Here is a 21,158-nt window from a genome sequence, read left to right on the forward strand (position 1 = left end):
CACCGCCCGTCGGGGCGCCCCGCAGCGCACCTCGGCACGGCCCGCGCTCGACCCCGAGCGCCTCAGCACCAGTCGGCCGCGGACCGCAGCAACCAGTCGTGCGCCCGCGCGACATGAGGCATGGCGAGCGTCCCGGTGCGGACCACGAGGAAATACGTTCGCAACGGCGGCACCGCAGGCTCGTACAGGAGCACGACATCGCCCCGCTCCAGCGCCGCCGCGCACAGATAGCGGGGCAGCACCGCCAGCCCCGCCCCCGCGACCGCACAGGCCAGGACCGCACGCAGGTCGGGAACGATGACGGTGCCCGGGGCGGCCGGGGGCGAGTCGAAGACAGAGGCCCAGTAGCGGGAGACGAAGGGCAGCGACTCGTGCACCTCCACCACGGGCACCTGCTTCACGGCCGGTATCGGCTTGCCGTCCGGCTGCCCGGCGCCGGTCTCCTCGGCCCAGCGCGGGGCGGCGACCAGGACGTGCTCCTCGTCGCAGAGCGCGGTCGCCGTGAGCAGGGCGCCGCGTGGCTGGGCTGTACTGATGGCCAGATCATGATGCCCGGCGGAAAGCCCTTCCAGGGCTTCCTCGGCACTCCCGAACGAAGCGCGCAAGGCGAAGCCCTGACCGTCCTCGCCGGTGAGCTCCGTGAGGGCGGGCAGGGCTCGTTCGGCGGTGAACTCCGGAGGACCTGCGAGGTGCAGCGTCCGTAAGGAGGAGTCGTCGTCGAGGCCGGTCTCGGTGATCTCCACCAGGGCGTCGAGATGCGGTGCGGCCTTGTGGGCGAGTTCGTCGCCGATGCTCGTCGGGGTCACGCCGCGGGCCTGCCGCAGGAACAAGGGGCGGCCCAGCTGCCGTTCCAGCGTCCGTATCTGCGAGGTGACGGCCGGCTGGGAGAGGCCGAGCAGGGCGGCGGCGCGAGTGAAGGAGCCGGCTCGGTGCACGGTCACGAAGGTCCGCAGCAAGGCCAGATCCACCGCGCAAGCTCCCCTCTTCGGCCCCGCTCATGCCCCCGGCCGCGCTCAACTATAAATAAGTCGATAGGCCCCTGTCGCTACGGTGATTGGACACTGACAGACAGTCAACTAGCCTTGGTCGCGCGGTTCTTGCGCGGGGAACCGGAGGACGGTCCGAGCCACAAGGGGGGAGGCTCGGACCGTCCATGGGGATGTCAGGCGGCCGACGCGTCCAGCGCACGCAGCACGTCCGCCACCAGGTCCTCGGGGTCCTCGGCACCGACCGACAGGCGGATGAAGCCCTGCGGCACCGCGTCCCCGCCCCAGCGCCCGCGTCGCTCAGCCGTGGACCGCACTCCGCCGAAGCTCGTCGCGTCGTCCACGAGCCGCAGCGCGTCCAGGAAGCGATCGGCATGTGCGCGCGTGGGCAGCGTGAACGACACCACGCACCCGAAGCACCGCATCTGCCGCGCGGCGACCGCGTGCGAGGGGTCGTCGGGGAGCCCCGGGTAGCGCAGGCCCGACACCTCGGGCCGTTCACGCAGCGCCTCGGCGACCGTCAAGGCCGTCGCGCTCTGCCGGTCGACCCGCATCTGGAGCGTCGCGATCGAACGGTGCGCGAGCCAGGCTTCCATGGGTCCGGGGATCGCACCGACGATCTTGCGCCAGCGGCGTACGGCGGCCATGGCCTCCGCGTCCCGGCCGACGACATAACCCAGCAGGACGTCGCCGTGGCCCGTGAGCTGCTTGGTGCCGCTGGCCACCGCGAAGTCGGCGCCGAGTTCCAGCGGACGCTGGCCGAGCGGCGTCGCGAGGGTGTTGTCGACGGCCACCAGGGCGCCACGCGTGTGTGCCGCCTCGGCGAGCCGTCTGATGTCGCACACGTCCAGCCCGGGGTTCGACGGGGTCTCGATCCACAGCAGCTTCGCGCCGTCGAGGACGTCGAGCTGGGCGTCACCGCCGGTCGGCGCGGTGCGCACCTCGATGCCGTAGGACTCCAGCTGAGCGCGGACCAGCGGCAGAGCCTGATAGCCGTCGTCGGGCAGGACGCACACGTCACCGGTGCGCAACTGGGAGAAGAGCACCGCTGAGATCGCGGCCATGCCGGAGGCGAAGACGAGCGTCTCGGCACCGTCCGGGCCGGGCGCCTCCAACTCGCCGATGGCGCGCTCGAGCAGTGTCCAGGTCGGGTTCTCGTCGCGGCCGTAGGTGTAGGGGCCGGTCGGGTCGCCCGGCAGGTGGAAGTGAGCGGCGAACACGGGACCGGGCAGGGTGGGCTCGTGCTTGACCGGCTCGGGCAGCCCGGCCCGCACCGCGCGCGTGCCGTCACCGGCGTCCGCGGCAGCGAGGCCCGCGGCACCCGTCGCCTCGTCCACGGCGGCCGTCACGTCGTCCACGACGCCCGCCGCTCGGCCCGCTGCGCCCGTCACCCGGCTCGCGGCCTCCTGTACCCGGTCCGCGTCGCCCGTCGCCCGGTCCGCCTCACCCCTCGCGGAATCACTCATGCCGCCTGTCCTTCCACGTTCTCGCGTACTGCGGCGAGCAGCCCTGTGCTCGCCGCCTCCACCATCTCAAGGCACTCCTCGAAGCCGTCCATGCCCCCGTAGTAGGGGTCCGGTACGTCGAGGTCCTCGTCGGTGGCGGGATCGTACGAGCGCAGCAGTCGTACCTTCTGCGCGTCCTGTTCCGTGGGGGCGAGGCGGCGCAGAGCTCCGAGGTGGCCGGAGTCGAGCGCGATCACCAGATCGAGGCGGGAGAACCAGGACGGCTGGAACTGCCGGGCGGTGTGGCCGCCGGCGTAGCCGTTGTCCTCCAGGACGGCCACCGTGCGCGGGTCGGCGCCGTCGCCCTCGTGCCAGCCGCCGGTGCCGGCGCTGTCGACCTCCACCAGCCCGTCGAGGCCGGCCTCCGCCACCCGCGCGCGGAAGACGATCTCAGCCATCGGGGAACGGCAGATGTTGCCCGTGCAGACGAAACAGACGCGGTACGTCATGGTGCTCAGTCCCGGTCGGGCAGGACGACGTGCAGGGCCCAGGAGACGACCGAGATGATCAGACCGCCCAGGACGGCCGTCCAGAAGCCCTCCACGTGGAAGCTCAGGTCGAGCGTGTCCGCCAACCACGAGGTGAGCAGCAACATCAGCGCGTTCACGACGAGGGTGAACAGCCCGAGCGTCAGTATCAGCAGCGGAAGGCTGAGGAGCTTGACGACCGGCTTGACGAGGAAGTTCACCAGGCCGAAGAGCAGTGCCACGATGATCAGGGTGCCGACCTTCTTGCCCGTGCTGTCACCGGTCAGGGTGATTTTGTCGAGCAGCCATACGGCGACTGCCAGGGCACCCGCGTTGGCGATCGTCTTGACTACGAAATTCATCATGTGTCTGATCGTGGCAGACGTGATCGGACATGGGCACAAGAGGCAGGGGCGGGCAAGGCGATGAAGGCATTCCGGCTGGATGAACTGGAGGCGGAGCGCGCCGCCAACAACGGTGCCTACCTGCAGTTTCTGCGGGAGCAGAACATGTCGGTCGGCCTGTACGCCCTCGACGCGGGCGCGCAGGATCCACAGAAGCCGCACCATCAGGACGAGGTCTACTTCGTTGTGAGCGGCCGGGCCGCGATCACCGTCGGCCTGGAGACGACCCAGGTGGCGCGCGGTAGCGTGATCTACGTGCCGGCGGGCGTGACCCACAGGTTCCACCACATCACCGAGGACCTGAGGGTGCTGGTGGTCTTCTCTCCGCCCGAGCGGTGACGGACCGCCTCAGGGTTCCCTAGGGGATCGGTCAGGGGAGGACAAGGGGTGCGAGGCCCCCGTTCGACCCCTCCCCGGACCTAGCATCGAGTGCAGGACGTCAGAGATCCAGTAAGAACGACCGGACCCGGCACTCGAACGGGCGGAGAGGCAAGGACGAGGGCTATGCGAGAGATCTTCACGGGACTGCCGTGGTGGGTGAAGTGGATCGCGGTGCCGGTCATCGCCCTGGTCGTGTTCGGCGGACTGATCGCCAGCGTGGTCGGGTTCGTCATCGGACTGCTCTTCAAGGTGTTGGTCTTCGTGGCACTGGTCGGGGGACTGATCTACGTCGTACGGAAGTTCACATCGAGCTCCTCGTCGCGCAACGACTGGTGAGACCGGTGGGAAACCGGTGGGGGTAGCGGGAAACACCTGGAATCACCGGTTCCCTCGGGCGGGGGAAGTTTCCCGGCGGGGCCGTCTGCACGCGGTGGCAGACGAATAGAGTCCGGAACTCGACGCGGGGACTTCCCCGCGAGCGGCATTCACCCCACCCGTGTTCCTCCGCACGGTCTGCCCCCCTCGCGCTTCGGGAGAGACCCTTGGTCCCGGCTGACACCGCACCCGTCCACCTCCACACCGTCCCCGCACAACCACGCTCGGCGGCACCTCCCGGGCCACCGGCCCTCTCCGCACCCGCCCCTGCGCCGACCCTCATCGGGTCCGTGCAGCGCGCGATGCGCCTGCTGGAGACCGTCGCCGTGCACGAGTACGGCGCCCCCGCCAAGCAACTGGCCCGTGAGACGGGGCTGGCGCTGCCGACGACCTATCACCTGCTGCGCACGCTCGTGCACGAGGGCTATCTGCGCCGGGACAAGGGCCTGTTCTTCCTCGGTGAGGCGGCGGAGCGGCTGAGCAGCAGCGGAGCGCGGCAGAAACGTCGCAGCACGGTGGTCGACGCACTCGCGCACTGGCGGGACGTCCTCGGCGTGCCCGTCTACTACGCGGTGTACCGCGAGGGCGAGATCGAGGTCATGTGCGTCTCCGACACCCCGAACAATCCGGCCGTCGAGGAGTGGGCCGACTTCCGGGAGACCGGGCACGCGCACGCCGTCGGGCAGTGCCTGTTGTCCCAGCTGGACGAGGACGCACGGCGTGACCACCTCGACCGCTACCGGGTACAGCCGCTCACGCCGTACACCGTGCGCGACAACCACAGCCTGCTGAGGCGTCTGGAACGCATCCGGCGCATGGAACCGGTGATCGAGCGTCAGGAGTACGCCCTGGGCGCGGTCTGCGCCGCGATCCCGCTCACGCTCGGCACCACGGCAGCGACGATGGCCATTTCACTCCCCGCACACCAGGCCGATCGGTTGCTGCCCGCGGCCCGGCAGCTGCAGGCCGAGATCGGGCGCTCGCTCGGCTCGCTCGCCCTCTCTATCAGTATGTGAAAACTCACTCCTTGTGATCTGCTGTGTACGTTAAGCAAGATTCCATCAGGTGTCAGAGGTTCGTTCCCGGCCAGTCACGGCGAATGACGGGGTTATCGATGCGCGAGTCCGTGCAAGCAGAGGTCATGATGAGCTTTCTTGTGTCCGAGGAGCTCTCCTTCCGCATTCCGGTGGAGCTGCGCTATGAGTCCAGTGATCCCTATGCCGTCCGGCTGACGTTCCATTTGCCCGGCGATGCCCCCGTGACGTGGGCCTTTGGGCGGGAGTTGTTGATCGACGGCGTCGGCCGACCGTGCGGGGAGGGCGATGTGCGGGTCACGCCCGTCGAACCCGACACGCTGGGCGAGGTGTTGATCAGGCTTCAGGTGGGCAGCGACCAGGCCTTGTTCCGGTCGTCGACGGCACCGCTCGTCGCTTTCCTCGACCGTACGGACAAGTTGGTGCCGCTGGGCCAGGAGGGGTCGCTCGCCGACTTCGACGCTCACTTGGACGAGGCCCTGGACCGCATCCTGGCGGAGCAGGGCGCTGGTTGAGACATGGCCCGGCGGCACGGTGGAGGAACGCTTCACCGGATGCCGCCGAGCTGTGCAGGAACGCTTCTTCCTGCGATGGTCGTATGACCGGGCGATCTTCTCGCGGCAGGCGGACTCTTCCGCCGCCGGAGATGATGCAGGCGGCTCAGGCGCCGGAAGCGTGGGATGCGGCTGAACCGCTGGAGGCGCGGGTAAGCGGCCGAGCCCGAGGCACCCTGGGCCCCAGGTGCCCCGACACCAAGAGCCCGGCACGGGGCCTGAGCGTGGGTGTCTTCCCCACCACTGTTCAAGGCTTGCGCAGGACTCAGGCTCAGGCCACCTACGGCAGGCGCGGAGGCGTCAGCGCTTCCGGCGCCGGCCCTTCCCCCCGCGCGCCGGGACCGCTGCGGCTTCTGCGGCGGGCACCGCTCCGGGGCGGTCGGCCGAGACCACCAGCGCCGCCAGGGCCGTGGTGACCGGCACCGAGGCGACCAGGCCGATCGAACCGATCAGCGTGCGCACGATCTCCTCCGCCACCAGCTCGCTGTTGGCGACCGTCCCCACACTGCTCTGCGCGATCGAGAACAGCAGCAGCAACGGCAGCGCCGCGCCCGCGTAGGCGAGGACGAGCGTGTTGACGACCGAGGCGATGTGGTCACGGCCGATCCGGATGCCCGCGCGGTAGAGCCCGCGCCAGCCCATCGACGGGTTGGCGTCATGCAGTTCCCAGACCGCCGAGGTCTGGGTGACCGTCACGTCGTCGAGTACGCCCAGCGAGCCGATGATGACGCCGGCCAGCAGCAGACCACTCATGTCGATCGTCGGATAGAGGCCGTGGATGAGCCCGGTGTTGTCGTCGGTGTTGCCGGTGAGCGCGGCCCAGTCGATGAACACCGAGCCCAGGATGCCGATGAGCACCAGGGAGATGAGCGTGCCGAGCACCGCCACGGACGTCCGGGCGGACAGGCCGTGACACAGATACAGGGCGATGAGCATGATGGCGCTCGCACCCACCACCGCCACGATCAAGGGATTCGAGCCCTGCAGGATCGCCGGCAGGATGAAGAAGTTCAGCACCAGGAAGCTCATGGCCAGCGCCACCAGGGCCATGACACCTCGCAACCGCCCGACGACCACGACGGCGAGCGCGAAGATGCCCGCGAGCAGCCCCAAGGGCAGACGGCGGTTGATGTCGGTGACCGAGTACTGGAGGTCCTCCGGCGCAGAGGGCTCGTAGGCGACCACGACCTCCTGGCCCTCGTGCAACTGGCGGGACTGGTCCGGCTGGACGATCTCGGTGAACGTACGGCCCTTGTCGTTGCCGCTGTCCACCCGGATCGTGGCCCTCTTACAGGTGCCCTTCTCCTGCTGCACCGCCGAGGAACCCTCCGCGGTGGAGGTGTCACCGGTCGGCGGAACGCCCGAGGCGCCGGCCTCCTGGCAGCTCACCTCGACCACCTTGGTGACCGTGGCCTCCTGCGTCTGCCGGTCGAAGCCGACGCCGGTGCGCTCGTGCGGCGGGGCGCCGCCCGGCCACAACACGGCGAGACCGACCAGCACCGCTACGGCGAACGGGATCAGGACCGCCGCGATGACCTTGCGCAGATGCAGGGAAACGGGCGTCGCCGGGCCGTGATTGTGACTATGGGAATGACCGTGGCCGCCACCCGGTGCGGAGCCGGGGCCGGGTCCGTCGCCCCCGCCGTGGCCGTGCCCGTCACCTCTGCCGGACCCGGAACCGCGCCCGCCGCCAGAACCGGAGTCCTGCCCGCCGGTGGGGCCACCGTGGCCGCCACCGGAAGGACCGGCACCAGGGCCGCCACCGGCGCCCGGCCCGAACTCTCCGCCGGAACGAGAACCGTACGGCCCGCCCGGACCCGAGTCGTATCCGCCTCCGGAGCCCGAGCCGTACTCATCGCCGGAGTCCGATCGGTATCCGCCGCCGAAGCCAGAGCTGTGTCCACCGCCCGAGCCGGAACCACGCGCACCGCCGCCTCCGGAACCGTAGCTCCCGCCGCGCCCGTAGCCAGACCCAGGGCCCTGTCTCTGAGCCTGCTCCTGCCGGGCCCCGGCGGTGCTGTCATGGCCGTCACCACGGCCGTTGCCGTTTCCGGCGCCGGATCCGCGGGGCGGTTCGGGCGGAGGGTAGGGGGGTCGCTGCGTCGTGGTCACCGACCGATCATCGCAAGAACGAGGGGGGCCCTCTGTTCACCGCGCCAGAATTGCCGCTAGCGTGGAGGCACCTTTTGTACACGCGGGAGCTCGGAGCACCGGGCTGAGAGGGCGCTGACCTCCGTCCCAGCGATGTTTCACATGAAACATCGCCGGAGTCGAGTGATGTTTCACACGGAACGTCGCCGGACGGAAGCCGCTGCGTCGACCGCCGAACCTGTTACCGGGTAATGCCGGCGTAGGGAGTAGGTCTCATGACCAGCAAGGACGCACGCACGCCTGCCTCCATTCAGGACGAGAAGTCCGAGGGGGCCGGGAAGTCCATCGGCTGGCACAAGGCGTATGTCGAGGGCTCTCGCCCAGACCTGCGCGTGCCGGTCCGTCAGGTGCACCTCACCAACGGCCAGTCGGTCACGCTGTACGACACGTCGGGCCCGTACACCGATCCACTCGTCGACACCGATGTCCGCAGGGGCCTGTCGCCGCTGCGCGAGAACTGGATCATCGCCCGCGGCGACACCGAGGAGTACGCGGGCCGTCCTGTCCGTCCCGAGGACGACGGCATCAAGCACACCTCGCCCCGCGGCGGCCTCCGCAACCTGGACGCAGTCTTCCCCGGTCGGCCGCGTCAGCCCCGCCGGGGCAGGGAGGGGCAGGCGGTCACACAGCTCGCGTACGCCCGTCGCGGCGAGATCACGCCCGAGATGGAGTACGTGGCCATCCGGGAGAACGTGGCGCCGGAGGTCGTGCGGGACGAGATCGCCGCGGGCCGGGCCGTGCTGCCGGCCAACGTGAATCACCCGGAGATCGAGCCGATGATCATCGGCAAGCGGTTCCTGGTGAAGGTCAACGCCAACATCGGCAACTCGGCCGTGACGTCCTCCATCGAGGAGGAGGTCGAGAAGATGACCTGGGCGACCCGCTGGGGCGCCGACACGGTCATGGACCTGTCCACCGGCCGCAACATCCACACCACGCGCGAGTGGGTGCTGCGCAACTCCCCCGTCCCGATCGGCACCGTGCCGCTCTACCAGGCTCTGGAGAAGGTCGACGGCCGGGCCGAGGAGCTGACCTGGGAGATCTACAAGGACACGGTCATCGAACAGGCCGAGCAGGGTGTGGACTACATGACGGTCCACGCGGGCGTGCGCCTGGCGTACGTGCCGCTGACGGCGAACCGCAAGACCGGCATCGTCTCCCGCGGCGGCTCGATCATGGCCGCCTGGTGCCTCGCGCACCACAAGGAGTCGTTCCTGTACGACAACTTCGAGGAGCTCTGCGACATCCTCGCCGCGTACGACGTCACGTACTCGCTCGGCGACGGTCTCAGGCCCGGATCGATCGCGGACGCCAACGACGAGGCGCAGTTCGCGGAGTTGCGCACGCTCGGGGAACTCAACCAGGTCGCGAAGCGTTTCCACGTGCAGACCATGATCGAGGGCCCGGGCCATGTCCCGATGCACAAGATCAAGGAGAACATCGACCTTCAGCAGGAGATCTGCGATGAAGCTCCGTTCTATACGCTCGGCCCGCTGACCACGGACGTCGCCCCGGCGTACGACCACATCACCTCCGGCATCGGTGCCGCGATGATCGCCTGGTGGGGCACGGCGATGCTCTGTTACGTCACGCCCAAGGAGCACCTGGGCCTGCCGAACCGCGATGACGTGAAGACCGGCGTCATCACCTACAAGATCGCCGCCCACGCAGCCGACCTCGCCAAGGGACACCCGGGTGCGCAGGAGTGGGACGACGCGCTGTCCGACGCCCGTTTCGAGTTCCGGTGGGAGGACCAGTTCAACCTGGCCCTCGACCCGGACACGGCACGGGAGTTCCACGACGAGACCCTGCCCGCAGAACCGGCCAAGACGGCCCACTTCTGCTCGATGTGCGGTCCCAAGTTTTGCAGCATGAAGATTAGCCAAAGCATCACAGAGCGGTTCGGTGGGGCAGCGGCTGAGGGGGCCTCGTCCGAGGAGATCGCTGAGGGGATGCTCCAGAAGTCGAAGGAGTTCGCTGAGGCAGGCAATCGGGTGTACCTGCCGATCGCCGACTGAGCCTGAAGCGCTGGAGTCAACGACTCGCGGGAAGTACTCCTACTGCGAAGCGACGGGCCGGAACCGCAGCTTGGTTCTGGCCCTCGCTGACACCGTGTACTACTGGCCGCAAGTGCAGCGTTGTAGTCAGCGCTGCATGACCCCCAGTGCTCGGAACGCCTGTGCTGCAGCCTTGGCCAACCATCGCGCTCGGAGACTCGCAACCTCATGTTTCGCTCAACATTCCTACTGGCCGGTCACATAAGCGGTGTGGTGATCGCAAGATCACTCCCAGTTGACCGCTCAGACGAGCGATACATGAAACGGGGTACATACGTGCGCATCACCGCGAGGAGAGGCTTCGCAGTCTCCGCCGCGACCATGGCAATGCTGGCCGGGCTGACCACCCAGGCCGCTGCCGACAGCTCACTGCCGACGGGTACCGAAACCAGCCAGGCAACCACGCCGGCCGATGACACGGTCCTCCAGCCGGGGCCGCCGACTCCTGAGGAGGAGGACGTAACGGAGGTCTCGGCGGAAGACGTCGACAAGGCGCCTGATGTTCCCCAAGAGCCGCTCCCCGGAGGAAAGCCTTCTGCCGGAGTTCCGCCTGCGGAGCACTGCGGGCCGACACAGAACATCTACCGACCCACCGGGAACAAGGGGAGGAAAATCAAGGGAATCGGACCTACCCAGTCCAACTACAACCAGGGTTCTCGCACTGCCACCTCGAAGTTCATCGCCGAGGCAGGCGGAGAAGCAGGCGTGGCTATCAGCGGTGAGCTCAAGACGTCCGTGAAGGCCATGGTTGGCGAGATCGAGGCGAAGTACGGTGTCGAGCTCTCCCTGAAGATGAACGCCAAGATCGGAAACTGGATCGAGGTCAAGACGCCCCCGAAGAAGACCTCCTTCGGCAAGTACGGGGTATGGCGCATGAAGAACACCGGCACCAGCTACACGATCTACAGCAACTGCCAGACGTCCGCGAAGAAGACCGTCACCAGTTACACGCCCTGGTACGTGGGTTGGCACGTATGGGAGCGCTAGGGCTGGCCGCACGCGGAAACCGACGTCGAGTGGTTTCACTCGCGGGCATCATTCTGATCGCCGCAGGCGCAGTGGGATGCTCGGAGGAAGAACCGACGAGCGCGCCGTCACCGACCTCTTCCACGGCGCGAAGCCCGGGCCCTGAGACCACGAGTCATGAAGAACCTGCATCAGGCGGATCTGCGTCGAAAGCGCCGAAGCTCCCTGATGGGCATGTGCTTGCTCGGGCAGAGAACCGCTTGGGAAACAGCACTCTGCCCCTAGAGAAGCTTGTTGCCGGGGATCCGCTGGCCGTCATGGTGACATGCGAGGGAAAGGGAACCCTGACCGTCTCGCTGACGCCCCAGGGCATAACCTTCCCCTTGGAATGTGCCGAAGGGAAAGCCAGCACCACTTACAATCAAATAGACCTGAAACGCGACCGCCATTCGTCTTCTATTAAGATTGCGGCTCCCTCGACAGTCCGCTGGTCCCTTACAGCCGGACAGTAGGGGCGCGAGTGCGACTGCGGGGCGTCCCGGTGTTTACCGAAACGCCCCGCAGTCCACGCTCGCACCCACGTTGAACTTTCCCCGTGATGCTGGACACTCGTTGCTTACGCTGCGAGGGCGTGTTCTTGCTCGTGTCGCTGTCGGATCTCCAGCGGGGTGAGGTACCCCCAGACCGGGTGCTTCCGCAGTCGTTTTCGGTTGTAGAAGGTCTCGATGAAGGCGAAGATTTCCGCGCGGGCGGTGGTCCGGTCGGGCCAACGGCGGGTGGTGATCTCTGCCTTGAGCAGCGCGAAGAAGCTCTCGGCGGCAGCATTGTCATAGCACGAGCCGGTTCGGCCCATGCTCTGCCGTAGCCCCAACCGGATTATCTCGCGGCAAAGTTCGCCGGAGGTGTACTCCGCTCCGCGGTCCGAGTGCACGATGCAGCCGGAATCGAGCCGGTCGCGTCCGGCGGCCATCGTCAGAGCGTTGACGACCAGGGATGCGCGGTGGTGGTCGGCCATCGAGTAGCCGACGATCTCGCGGGTGGCCAGGTCCAGCCAGGTCGCCAGTAACAGCCAGCCCTCGCCGGTGGAGATGAAGGTGATGTCCCCGACCAGTTTCCGGCCCGGCGCGTCGGCCGTGAAGTCGCGGCCGATCAGGTCCGTGGCAGGCACCGCCCTCTTCGCCGGACGCGTCAGCGACCGGTGCTTGCGCCGGGTGACCCCGGTGATCCGCGCTCACGCATGATCCGCTAATTTCAGACTTCAGCTCATTCGGAAGTCCGCCACACAGGCTTGAGAAGGTCAGGGTCGAATGTCTTGTTGCCCTTGCCGCCCGGCACTGCGATCACGGCGCTCAGAACCTTCTTGATCGCCTCGCGCTTCTGCGTGAGGGTCTTCGACTTCCACGAGTTCCTGACGTCCTCCTGGGCCTCCTCGGCGTCCGCCTTCCGTGCTTCGTGCGCACGCTGGTCCGCACGAAGCTCCTTGATCCGCCGTTCGAGGACCGGGAGATTACGGAAGAACGTCTCATCGTCGATGTCCGTGTCCTCGTCGTCGTGCCAACGCCGCTCCAGCTCGTTGCGGCTCCTGACGGCTCGCTCCAGGGCATCGGCTTTGTCCCAGTCAGGTACGTCCTGGGCCTTGCTGGCCGCATCGCGCTCCAACTTGGCGATGACCAGTTCCTCGATGACCTTGTCCGTCTTGTCGCCACGCTTGTAGGTCTTGTTGCAGCCGCCGTCCACGGTCTTCTTGCACATGTAGGCGTGCCGGTACTTGAGCCAGTCGTTCGCCTTGATGCCGATCATCTTGTTGTTGCAGACCGTGCCGTCCTCCAGCGCGTGGCCGCACCGCAGGATGCCGGTGAGCAGGTACTTGTGGACCAGGCCGCCGCGCGGCATCCCGGTTCCGCGGCCACGTTCCCTGATCTTGGCCGTGACCGCGAACCACTCCTTCGGAGTGATGATCGGCTCCCATTCGCCCACGATGGGCTGATCATCGCCGTCACGGACAAGTTCGCCCTTGATCTCGCGTATCCACACAGCCGCGCGTTCACCAGGACCTGCTTGACGGTCTGGTACTGGAAGGGGTTCCCGCGACTCGTGATGAACCCGGCCTCCTTCCACCGGCGCGTGATCTCGGAGATGGAGGCACCCGCGATCAGGTCCTTCACTGCCTGACGGATGGCTTCTGCCTCGTCCGGGCGCAAGGAGACCTTGTCGTCCTCCCATCCGAAGGGGCGCCATGCAGCTACCGACTGCCCACGGATCGCCCGGCTGCGGTGGCTGTTCCGGCTCCTGCGCTCCTTCTTCCTCGTCTCGCTGAGGGACATGGCGACCCCTAGAAGCCCTTTGATCTCGAAGCCTTCGGCGTAGAGGTCCTGGATGCCGTTCGAGTCGTGGTAGACGCGTCCTTCCTACGTGGTGAACGCCTTCAGGTACCGCTCCCAGTCACTCGGGCGCCGGTACAGCCGGTCGTCGTTGACCACCATGACGCCGTGGATCGGGTAGCCGTCCGGCGTCGTCCCGGCGGCGAGATCGGCGAGCAGCTGCTCGAAGTCATCGCGAACGATGTTCTCCTTGCTCGCGCTCTTGTCGTTGTCCGTGTAGCGGTAGACGACGAGCCAGCCGAACCTTCGGGCGGTCTCGGTCATGTCCCGGTGCTGGTCCTCGACGCCGTGGGCGTGCTTCACCCGGCCGTCGAACGAGATCCGTGCGTAGCAGACGACGCACTTCAGCTCCGGGTCGGAAGCCAGCATGGCGCGTACTTCCTCGACGGACGGCAGTCCCTCGGGCGTACCTCGCAGCTTGCTGACCAACTCCTCGCGCTTGCCCACCTGTTCCCCCTCGGTCCATGTCCGGGCTGCTGGGGACCGTAGCGCATGTGGAGGTTCTAGTAATGCTCTACACCATGAAGATCCCGCAGGACATCCGCCGTGAACACGGCGGCACACGGACCGAGATTCGAGGAGGGCATGGCCCTGAAGTCGAAGGAGTTCGCGGCGAGCGGGAACCGCGTGTACCTGCCGATCGCGGACTGACCGGCCGCGCACAGGCCCGGGGGCCGATGGTCCCCCGGCCTGTGGGAGGCGCCTACTCGGACGGGATCCGACGGCTACTCCGGCTGGTGCTCCGGGCCGCCGAAGTCCGGGCTGGAGTAGTCCGGACTGCTGAAGCTGGGGCGCGAGCCGCGGTCGCCGTCGTCCGGGCTGGTGAACCCCGGGCGGTCGTAGCCGAGGTGCGGCATGCGACTGACCGGGGTGGACGAGGGCATGGGGTGCAGTGCGGCGGTCGCGCCCGGGTCGAGGAGTGCTTCGCGCAGGAAGGGCAGGATTCCGCGTTCCAGCAGCGCCTCGTGCCAGGCCGCTCTGGCCTGTGCCACCTCCCCCTGCAATTCGCCGTACAGCCCGCTTTCGGCCGTGGGCTTGTTGCGCAGGGCGGTGAGCAGCAGTCCCACCGCGGCGACGAGGATCGCGGCCGCGGTCAGGGCGCCGAACACCCAGCCCGTGGTGAGCATGGTCCGGGCAAACCCCTGCTCGGGGTCGAGTATCTGCAGGAGGTAGCCGACGAGCAGGAAGATCGCCGCCGCGGTGCCGGCCAGGACGGGTGCGAGGACGGCGACGACGGCGACGGCGCCCGCGCCGGCGGCGTCGGCGACTGCCATGCCGACGGCGAGTCCCGAGGCGCCCGCGCCCGGCTCGGCGGAATCGGACTCGTGCACGGTCGGGGAAGCGGACGACGCCGGCTGCCGCAGCTCGTCGCGGACCTTGACGTAGTGCTGGTACTCGTCCGACGCGGCGGCCGTGATGAGTGCGGTGGCGTTCAGCGCCATGGTGCGCAGCTGTTCGGGGTTGAGCCGCTGTCCGACAGCGGCCAGGTCGGGACGGTGTGGTGCGGAGCGCAGCGCCTCATCGAGGACCCGCTCGTATTCCTGGCGGTCCTCGCTCAGCAGGTGCTGCGGAACGCTGTTCATGTGCATCCCCCGATGCTCCGTAGGGCTTGGGGCTCGGCATGCTGACGAGCCGTCGGGCAGAAACGGAGGGGAGCCTGCTACGGATAAGCCGATGGTAGAGCGGTGACGGTATGCGGTGACAGGGGGTTTACCGAAATTGGCCCCTCACCGGCCCGGTCCTCCGGCCGGAGGCGCCTGCCGGTGAACGTTCACGTTTCCAGCGGCAGTTGCTGGACCAGCAGCTTTCCGGCCATGGTCACGCCGCCGTCCATCGCGATGGCGAGTCCGTCGGCGTAGACGTGCGGTCCCTCGATGACCGGGTCGCTGTTGTCCTCGTCGTCCTCGGCACCGACTTCGCCCAGCAGGTACGGGATCGGGCTGTGGCCGTGGACGATCCGGGTGCCCCCGTACGTATCGAGCAGGCGGCGCACGGCTTCCGCGCCCCCCTCGTCGCGGAAGGAGAACCGCTTGGTGAACTTGCGGAACAGGTCCCAGACCTCGTCCGCGTCGTTGCGGGTGATCGTCTCGCGGACGGTGTCGTTGACCTCTTCGATGGACCGGCCGTAGTCGAGGTAGGCGGTGGTGTCGGAGTGGACGAGCAGGTGACCGTCGACCTCCTCGACGGCGTCCAGACGGGACATCCACTGCAGATGGTGGTCCTGGAGGCGGTCCATGTCGGTCTTCTGGCCGCCGTTGAGCAGCCAGGCCGCCTGGAAGGTGGCGGTGCCCGCGCCGGAGTTGACGGGGGTGTCGCCGAACCGCTTCGCGCCCAGCAGCAGCAGCTCGTGGTTGCCCATGAGCGCCTTGCAGTAGCCGCCGGCCGCGGCGGCCTCGGCGGACAGCCGCATCACCAGGTCGATGACGCCGATGCCGTCCGGGCCGCGATCGGTGAAGTCACCGAGGAACCACAGCCGGGCGGTACCCGCGCACCAGTTGCCGGAGGCGTCGAGCAGGCCCTTCTCCTGGAGGGCCGACACCAGCTGGTCGAGGTAGCCGTGCACGTCACCCACGACGTACAGCGGGCCTTGCCCGGTGCTGGCCTGCGGGGCGGCGGTGGTTTCGGGGTCCACGGTCACCTGGACAGTGTCACCCCGGTTGATGACGGGAAGGTCGCGCTGGGTCGGCGTGTATCCCTCGGGGTAGGTCTCCTCGGGCGGCGGGGCGACCTCCCCGGGGTGGGCGCTGGGGACGTACGGACCGGTCTCGTGGACGTACGCGGGCACCCGGAAGTCGCGCAACGTCGCCGTCCGCTCCACTTCGGGTCCCTGACCGGCCCCCTGAGTCATCGACCCCTCCACCATCGCGCCGCATTGCACCGCATCGGACTGCCTGGTCGTAGCGGCCCGCGGATGCCGTGGGCCCATCATAGGAATGCGGATCGCGTCATGTGATGACCCAGGGGTGGTGAATCAGGGCAAGCGTCCAGTTCACCGCGGCTTTCGCCCCGATTGAGCCGGGCTTTGACCACCGTGTGACCGTCCTCGCTCTTCTTCTCTTCGCGAGAACGATCCCTTCTCTCCGGGGGACCGGCCCTGTTTCTCCTCAGGAGGAGGACCTTCCCTCTACCCCCGTTGCGGGGAGAGGCCCTCAGCCGGACGCCCCCTGCGAGCCGTCCCCCCGCTGGACCTAGGTTCCCTCGGGTGAGCGCGGCGGGCTGACCGTCGTGCGCGGCGGGCGTCGCTGGGACGAGGTGCGCACGATCAGCTCCGTCGGTATCACCTGCTCCACCGGACGGTCGGATTCCAATCCCTCGATGGCGTCGATGAGGAGCTGCACCACCGCCGTGCCGATGCGGCGCGGCTTCAGGGAGAGCGTGGTGATGGGCGGTTCGGTGTTGGCGTACACCGTGGACTCGCTGCAGCAGACCAGCAACAGGTCTTCCGGTACGCGCAGGCCGTAGCGGCGGGCGGCGGCGAGCAGGTCGGTGCCGTTCGGGTCGAACAGCCCGTAGACCGCGTCGGGCCGGTCGGGCCGGGCGAGGAGCCGGTCGGCGGCGACGGCGCCCGCGCACGGATCATGCGCGGGGTAGGCCTCGTACACCGGGTCCTGGCCGACGCGCTCGCACCAGCGCAGGTACGCGGTGGTCGACAGGTGGGTGTACGTGTCCGTCGTCGTGCCGGTCAGCAGGCCGATGCGGCGGGCGCCGGCGTCGGCCAGGTGGTCGAGGATGCCGAGGACGGCGGCCTCGTGATCGTTGTCCACCCAGGCCGTGACCGGCAGCGAACCGGCAGGGCGCCCGTCGGAGACGACCGGCAGGCCCTGTCGTACGAGCTCGCTGACGACCGGGTCCTGGTCGGAGGGGTCGATGACGACCGTGCCGTCCAGGGCGACGTTCGACCACACGTCATGGCGGGAGGTCGCGGGCAGGATGACGAGGGCGTAGCCGCGGGCGAGCGCGGCGGAGGTGGCGGCTCGCGCCATCTCGGCGAAGTACGCGAACTCGGTGAAGGTGAAAGGTTCATCCCCGTATGTGGTCACGGTCAGACCGATGAGGCCCGACTTGCCGGTACGGAGGGTCCGGGCGGCGGCCGAGGGCCGGTAGCCGAGCCGGTCGGCGACTTCCCGGACGTGGCGCCGGGTGGCGTCCGGGAGCCGACCCTTGCCGTTGAGGGCGTCGGAGACGGTCGTGATCGAGACTCCGGCGGCGGCGGCCACGTCTCTGATGCCGGCCCGACCCGGCCGATTGCCTCGCCGTGAGGTTTCCGCGCGGCTCACCTGGTGCTTCCCTGCTGCTGTCATGGCGAGCCGATAGTAGGGCTCATGCGGTGGGGTAGTGCGGACGCATATGCACGCGTTGACAGGCACGTTTCTGCATGATCATTTAACGTCAATTGCCTTGGAAGACAAGGGCGTTGAGGGTTCCTATGGCAGTACGTGACGTGGTGGCCCACACGGGCCTGCCACGTGGCCGATGTTGCGAAGAGGTCTCAACTCACCTGCACGGGGGATGCGCGCCACGGCGTGCACCACCGGCGCGTAGATATATGTGAGGCGCGCCCCCGGATTCGTACGCCTTGGTGCGGCGATGCCCCTGATGCCGGTGGGACCGAGGAGGCCGACGCCGTCCGGTCGGCCGTGGCTATACGCAGGCGCGCCGAATCCTCATAAGGTGAGGAGTATTGGATGTCGGCGGCGGTCATGGGCCGCCGGTCTTCACGAGGAGGACTGCGGTGAGCGAGACGAGCCCCAAGCTGCGCGCCGAGCTGGAGGGAATCCCCACCTACAAGCCGGGCAAGCCCGCCGCGGCAGGTGGTCCGGTGGCCTACAAGCTGTCCTCCAACGAGAACCCCTACCCGCCGCTGCCCGGCGTGATGGAGTCCGTGACCGCGGCGGCCTGCAACTTCAACCGCTACCCGGACATGGCCTGCACGGCGCTGATGAACGAGCTGTCCGAGCGGTTCGGTGTGCCTCTCACTCATCTGGCCACCGGCACCGGTTCGGTCGGCGTCGCCCAGCAGCTGATCCAGGCCACCTCCGGCCCGGGCGACGAGGTGATCTACGCCTGGAGGTCCTTCGAGGCGTACCCGATCATCACGCAGATCAGCGGCGCGACGTCGGTCCAGGTGCCGCTGACGTCGGGGGATGTGCACGACCTCGACGCGATGGCCGACGCGATCACCGACCGGACGCGGCTGATCTTCGTCTGCAACCCCAACAACCCGACCGGCACGGTGGTGCGGCGGGCGGAGCTGGAGCGCTTCCTCGACCGGGTCCCGAGGGACGTGCTGGTGGTTCTCGACGAGGCCTACCGCGAGTTCATCCGGGACCCCGAGGTGCCGGACGGAGTCGAGCTCTACCGGGAGCGGCCCAACGTCTGTGTTCTGCGGACCTTCTCCAAGGCGTACGGCCTCGCCGGCCTGCGCGTCGGATTCGCCATCGCTCATGAGCCGGTGGCCGCGGCGCTGCGCAAGACGGCGGTGCCGTTCGGCGTGAGCCAGCTCGCGCAGGAGGCGGCGATCGCCTCGCTGCGGGCCGAGGACGAGCTCTTCGGCCGGGTCGGTTCGCTGGTGTGTGAGCGCGCCCGTGTGGTCGACGGACTGCGCTCTCAGGGCTGGACGGTGCCCGAGACCCAGGCCAACTTCGTATGGCTGCGGCTGGGGGAGCGCACGGTCCCGTTCGCGGAGGTGTGTGAGCAGGCGGGGGTGGTCATCCGGCCGTTCCCGGGCGAGGGTGTGCGGGTGACGGTCGGGGAAGCCGAGGCGAACGACATCTTCCTGAAGGTGGCGGAAGGGTTCCGTAAGGAGCTGTAGGACCCGGAGCCAGTTCAGGCGTCCACGAGTTCCGCACGCACGGGGTCGCCGTCCCGCACGGTCGCGAGCAGCCCGGGATCGCCGTCGAGGCGGCCCAGGACATTGCACGGGCTCGCGAGGCGGCACTCGTCGCCCTGTGAGATCGGCGTGGGGCCGTACGGCAGGGCGAGGCCGGCACCGTCGGTCCAGAAGGCGACAGTGCCCGGTTCGACGACGTCCTGGGCGCCTGTTTCACGTGAAACCGCCAGGCTCGTGTCGAAATACACCTCCTCGCCCCAGGTGCGGGCGATGGAGACGAGCGGCAGTGCCTTGGCGAGGGCCTGGCTGGTCGGGGAGTCGTCGAGGGTGGCGGTGAGATGCCCCGCCGGCCAGGAGATCCGTATCCGTAGCGATGCCGGTGTCTGCATGCCACCGATTCAACAATATGTTGAAGTTCCGGCCAAGGGGTTGACTGTGACGGGGGAGACAGGGGACCCCCTCCAGTACTCGAAAGTGCGTGCTGCATAATGGCTTGTGAATGTGAACGCTTTCACAAGCGTAGGTAAGGAGCGGCGACGTGGACCTGGCTCTGGCGCCGGAGACCCTGGCGCGATGGCAGTTCGGCATCACCACCGTCTACCACTTTCTGTTCGTCCCCCTGACGATCTCGCTGGCCGCGCTCACGGCCGGTCTGCAGACGGCCTGGGTGCGGACGGAGAAGGAGAAGTACCTCCAGGCGACGAAGTTCTGGGGCAAGCTCTTCTTGATCAACATCGCGATGGGGGTGGTCACCGGCATCGTGCAGGAGTTCCAGTTCGGCATGAACTGGTCGGACTACTCCCGTTTCGTCGGTGACGTCTTCGGTGCGCCACTGGCCTTCGAGGCCCTGATCGCCTTCTTCTTCGAGTCGACCTTCATCGGCCTGTGGATCTTCGGCTGGGACAAGCTGCCCAAGAAGATCCACCTGGCCTGTATATGGATGGTCTCGATCGGCACCATCCTCTCGGCGTACTTCATCCTCGCGGCCAACTCCTGGATGCAGCACCCGGTCGGCTACCGGATCAACGAGGCGAAGGGCCGGGCCGAGCTCACCGACTTCTGGCTGGTGCTCACCCAGAACACCGCGCTCGCCCAGGTCTTCCACACGCTCACCGCGGCCGTCCTGACCGGCGGCGCCTTCATGGTCGGCATCGCCGCCTTCCACCTGGTCCGCAAGAAGCACGTCCCGGTGATGAAGACGTCGCTGCGGCTGGGCCTCGTCACCGTCGTCATCGGCGGTCTCCTCACCGCGATCAGCGGCGATGTGCTCGGCAAGATCATGTACCAGCAGCAGCCGATGAAGATGGCCGCGGCCGAGGCGCTGTGGGACGGCGAGAAGCCGGCCCCCTTCTCGGTCTTCGCCATCGGCGACGTCGACAAGGGCCACAACAAGGTCGCCATCGAGATCCCCGGCCTGCTCTCCTTCCTCGCGAAGGACGACTTCACCTCGTACGTGCCCGGCATCAACGACGTCAACAAGGCCGAGCAGGAGAAGTACGGGCCCGGCGACTACCGCCCCAACATCCCCGTCGCCTACTGGGGTTTCCGGTGGATGATCGGCTTCGGTATGACGTCGTTCGCCATCGGCCTGGCCGGTCTGTGGCTGACCCGCAAGAAGTTCCTGCTGCCACAGCACCTGAGGGTAGGCGACGACGAAGTGCCGCATCTCGTGCTGCTGCCGAACAAGGCGCTCGGTCCGACCCTCACCAAGTGGTACTGGCGCATCGCGATCCTCACCCTGGGCTTCCCGCTGATCGCCAGCTCCTGGGGCTGGATCTTCACCGAGATGGGCCGTCAGCCCTGGGTCGTCTACGGCCTGTTCCAGACGCGTGACGCGGTCTCCCCCGGTGTCTCCCAGGCCGAGGTCATCACCTCGATGGTCGTCTTCACCACGCTGTACGCGATCCTCGCCGTCGTCGAGGTCAAGCTGCTGGTCAAGTACGTCAAGGCAGGCCCCCCGGAGCTCACCGAAGCCGACCTCAACCCGCCCACGAAGATCGGCGGCGACTCCCGTGACGCCGACAAGCCGATGGCCTTCTCGTACTAGGCCGAGGGAGCTGCACAGTC

Annotated in this window: 20 protein-coding genes and 2 pseudogenes; 9 read left to right on the forward strand and 13 right to left on the reverse strand. The window is 67.9% G+C overall.

All coding sequences use genetic code 11. The features are described 5' to 3' along the window. Positions 1-62: 62 nt before the first annotated feature. From ABTX62_RS01440 to ABTX62_RS01455, 4 genes are all read right to left on the reverse strand, one after another. The gene (locus ABTX62_RS01440) at positions 63-968 is read right to left on the reverse strand and encodes a LysR family transcriptional regulator (protein ID WP_352114264.1); all 906 of its coding nucleotides are present in this window, start codon (positions 966-968) and stop codon (positions 63-65) included. 194 nt (positions 969-1,162) lie between these two features. After that, entirely contained in the window at positions 1,163-2,452 is a 1,290-nt protein-coding gene (locus ABTX62_RS01445; RefSeq protein ID WP_352114265.1) for a cystathionine gamma-lyase, read from the reverse strand. Beyond that, positions 2,449-2,940: a low molecular weight protein-tyrosine-phosphatase gene (locus ABTX62_RS01450; protein WP_352114266.1), complete on the reverse strand. Its 492-nt coding sequence runs from the start codon at positions 2,938-2,940 to the stop codon at positions 2,449-2,451. The genes ABTX62_RS01445 and ABTX62_RS01450 overlap by 4 nt, the downstream gene beginning before the upstream one ends. A gap of 5 nt (positions 2,941-2,945) precedes the next feature. After that, positions 2,946-3,323: a phage holin family protein gene (locus tag ABTX62_RS01455; RefSeq protein ID WP_352114267.1), complete on the reverse strand. Its 378-nt coding sequence runs from the start codon at positions 3,321-3,323 to the stop codon at positions 2,946-2,948. 60 nt (positions 3,324-3,383) lie between these two features. On the opposite strand from ABTX62_RS01455, the gene ABTX62_RS01460 reads away from it, so the two are divergent. The 4 genes from ABTX62_RS01460 (at position 3,384) to ABTX62_RS01475 (ending at position 5,667) form a co-directional block, all read left to right on the forward strand. Then, positions 3,384-3,701 (forward strand): cupin domain-containing protein, encoded by a 318-nt coding sequence (locus tag ABTX62_RS01460; protein ID WP_352114268.1) that lies wholly within the window; start codon positions 3,384-3,386, stop codon positions 3,699-3,701. A 165-nt stretch (positions 3,702-3,866) separates the two neighbouring features. Next, positions 3,867-4,079, forward strand: coding sequence for a DUF5326 family protein (locus tag ABTX62_RS01465; RefSeq protein ID WP_352114269.1), 213 nt, complete (start codon positions 3,867-3,869; stop codon positions 4,077-4,079). Positions 4,080-4,399: 320 nt separating this feature from the next. Continuing rightward, positions 4,400-5,134, forward strand: coding sequence for an IclR family transcriptional regulator (locus ABTX62_RS01470; protein WP_352114412.1), 735 nt, complete (start codon positions 4,400-4,402; stop codon positions 5,132-5,134). A gap of 98 nt (positions 5,135-5,232) precedes the next feature. Then, positions 5,233-5,667 carry an SsgA family sporulation/cell division regulator gene (locus ABTX62_RS01475; protein WP_031137704.1) on the forward strand — a complete coding sequence of 145 codons (435 nt, stop codon included), beginning with the start codon at positions 5,233-5,235 and terminating at the stop codon, positions 5,665-5,667. Between the two features lie 339 nt (positions 5,668-6,006). Here the strand turns inward: ABTX62_RS01475 and ABTX62_RS01480 are convergent, their stop codons facing one another. Beyond that, positions 6,007-7,818: a YibE/F family protein gene (locus ABTX62_RS01480; protein ID WP_502997884.1), complete on the reverse strand. Its 1,812-nt coding sequence runs from the start codon at positions 7,816-7,818 to the stop codon at positions 6,007-6,009. A gap of 254 nt (positions 7,819-8,072) precedes the next feature. Between ABTX62_RS01480 and thiC the strand changes: the two genes are divergently transcribed. Together thiC and ABTX62_RS01490 are read left to right on the forward strand one after the other, a co-directional pair. Next, a complete protein-coding gene (gene thiC, locus ABTX62_RS01485) occupies positions 8,073-9,875 on the forward strand; it encodes a phosphomethylpyrimidine synthase ThiC (RefSeq protein WP_352114271.1) in 1,803 nt (600 codons plus the stop codon). 315 nt (positions 9,876-10,190) lie between these two features. After that, a complete protein-coding gene (locus ABTX62_RS01490; RefSeq protein WP_352114272.1) occupies positions 10,191-10,901 on the forward strand; it encodes a hypothetical protein in 711 nt (236 codons plus the stop codon). A gap of 595 nt (positions 10,902-11,496) precedes the next feature. Here ABTX62_RS01490 and ABTX62_RS01495 read toward each other — a convergent pair. The 4 genes and pseudogenes from ABTX62_RS01495 to ABTX62_RS01510 form a co-directional block, all read right to left on the reverse strand. Continuing rightward, on the reverse strand, positions 11,497-12,105 hold the full coding sequence (locus ABTX62_RS01495; RefSeq protein WP_352114413.1) for an IS3 family transposase: 609 nt from the start codon (positions 12,103-12,105) through the stop codon (positions 11,497-11,499). A gap of 38 nt (positions 12,106-12,143) precedes the next feature. Continuing rightward, positions 12,144-12,914 carry a recombinase zinc ribbon domain-containing protein gene (locus tag ABTX62_RS01500; protein ID WP_352114273.1) on the reverse strand — a complete coding sequence of 257 codons (771 nt, stop codon included), beginning with the start codon at positions 12,912-12,914 and terminating at the stop codon, positions 12,144-12,146. Positions 12,915-12,949: 35 nt separating this feature from the next. Continuing rightward, positions 12,950-13,204: pseudogene (locus tag ABTX62_RS01505) on the reverse strand (recombinase family protein); the annotation flags it as partial. A gap of 84 nt (positions 13,205-13,288) precedes the next feature. Continuing rightward, the gene (locus tag ABTX62_RS01510; protein WP_352114274.1) at positions 13,289-13,708 is read right to left on the reverse strand and encodes a recombinase family protein; all 420 of its coding nucleotides are present in this window, start codon (positions 13,706-13,708) and stop codon (positions 13,289-13,291) included. 71 nt (positions 13,709-13,779) lie between these two features. Between ABTX62_RS01510 and ABTX62_RS01515 the strand changes: the two are divergent. Then, a pseudogene (locus ABTX62_RS01515) lies at positions 13,780-13,912 on the forward strand (thiamine biosynthesis protein ThiC); the annotation flags it as partial. A 74-nt stretch (positions 13,913-13,986) separates the two neighbouring features. Here ABTX62_RS01515 and ABTX62_RS01520 read toward each other — a convergent pair. The 3 genes from ABTX62_RS01520 to ABTX62_RS01530 all read right to left on the reverse strand — a co-directional run bounded on the left by ABTX62_RS01520 (position 13,987) and on the right by ABTX62_RS01530 (position 17,562). Beyond that, the gene (locus tag ABTX62_RS01520) at positions 13,987-14,850 is read right to left on the reverse strand and encodes a hypothetical protein (RefSeq protein ID WP_352114275.1); all 864 of its coding nucleotides are present in this window, start codon (positions 14,848-14,850) and stop codon (positions 13,987-13,989) included. Positions 14,851-15,032: 182 nt separating this feature from the next. Beyond that, complete coding sequence (locus ABTX62_RS01525; protein WP_352114276.1) at positions 15,033-16,124, reverse strand: metallophosphoesterase; 1,092 nt, start codon at positions 16,122-16,124, stop codon at positions 15,033-15,035. A gap of 325 nt (positions 16,125-16,449) precedes the next feature. Continuing rightward, complete coding sequence (locus ABTX62_RS01530) at positions 16,450-17,562, reverse strand: LacI family DNA-binding transcriptional regulator (RefSeq protein ID WP_352114277.1); 1,113 nt, start codon at positions 17,560-17,562, stop codon at positions 16,450-16,452. Positions 17,563-17,993: 431 nt separating this feature from the next. On the opposite strand from ABTX62_RS01530, the gene hisC reads away from it, so the two are divergent. Further along, complete coding sequence (gene hisC, locus ABTX62_RS01535; RefSeq protein ID WP_352114278.1) at positions 17,994-19,073, forward strand: histidinol-phosphate transaminase; 1,080 nt, start codon at positions 17,994-17,996, stop codon at positions 19,071-19,073. A gap of 14 nt (positions 19,074-19,087) precedes the next feature. Here hisC and ABTX62_RS01540 read toward each other — a convergent pair whose 3' ends face one another. Continuing rightward, positions 19,088-19,480 (reverse strand): cyclophilin-like fold protein, encoded by a 393-nt coding sequence (locus ABTX62_RS01540; RefSeq protein WP_352114279.1) that lies wholly within the window; start codon positions 19,478-19,480, stop codon positions 19,088-19,090. A gap of 149 nt (positions 19,481-19,629) precedes the next feature. On the opposite strand from ABTX62_RS01540, the gene ABTX62_RS01545 reads away from it, so the two are divergent. Continuing rightward, the gene (locus tag ABTX62_RS01545) at positions 19,630-21,138 is read left to right on the forward strand and encodes a cytochrome ubiquinol oxidase subunit I (RefSeq protein ID WP_352114280.1); all 1,509 of its coding nucleotides are present in this window, start codon (positions 19,630-19,632) and stop codon (positions 21,136-21,138) included. Positions 21,139-21,158: the final 20 nt, after the last annotated feature.

The organism is Streptomyces sp. NPDC096046, from assembly GCF_040303285.1.
Taxonomy (GTDB): Bacteria; Actinomycetota; Actinomycetes; order Streptomycetales; family Streptomycetaceae; genus Streptomyces.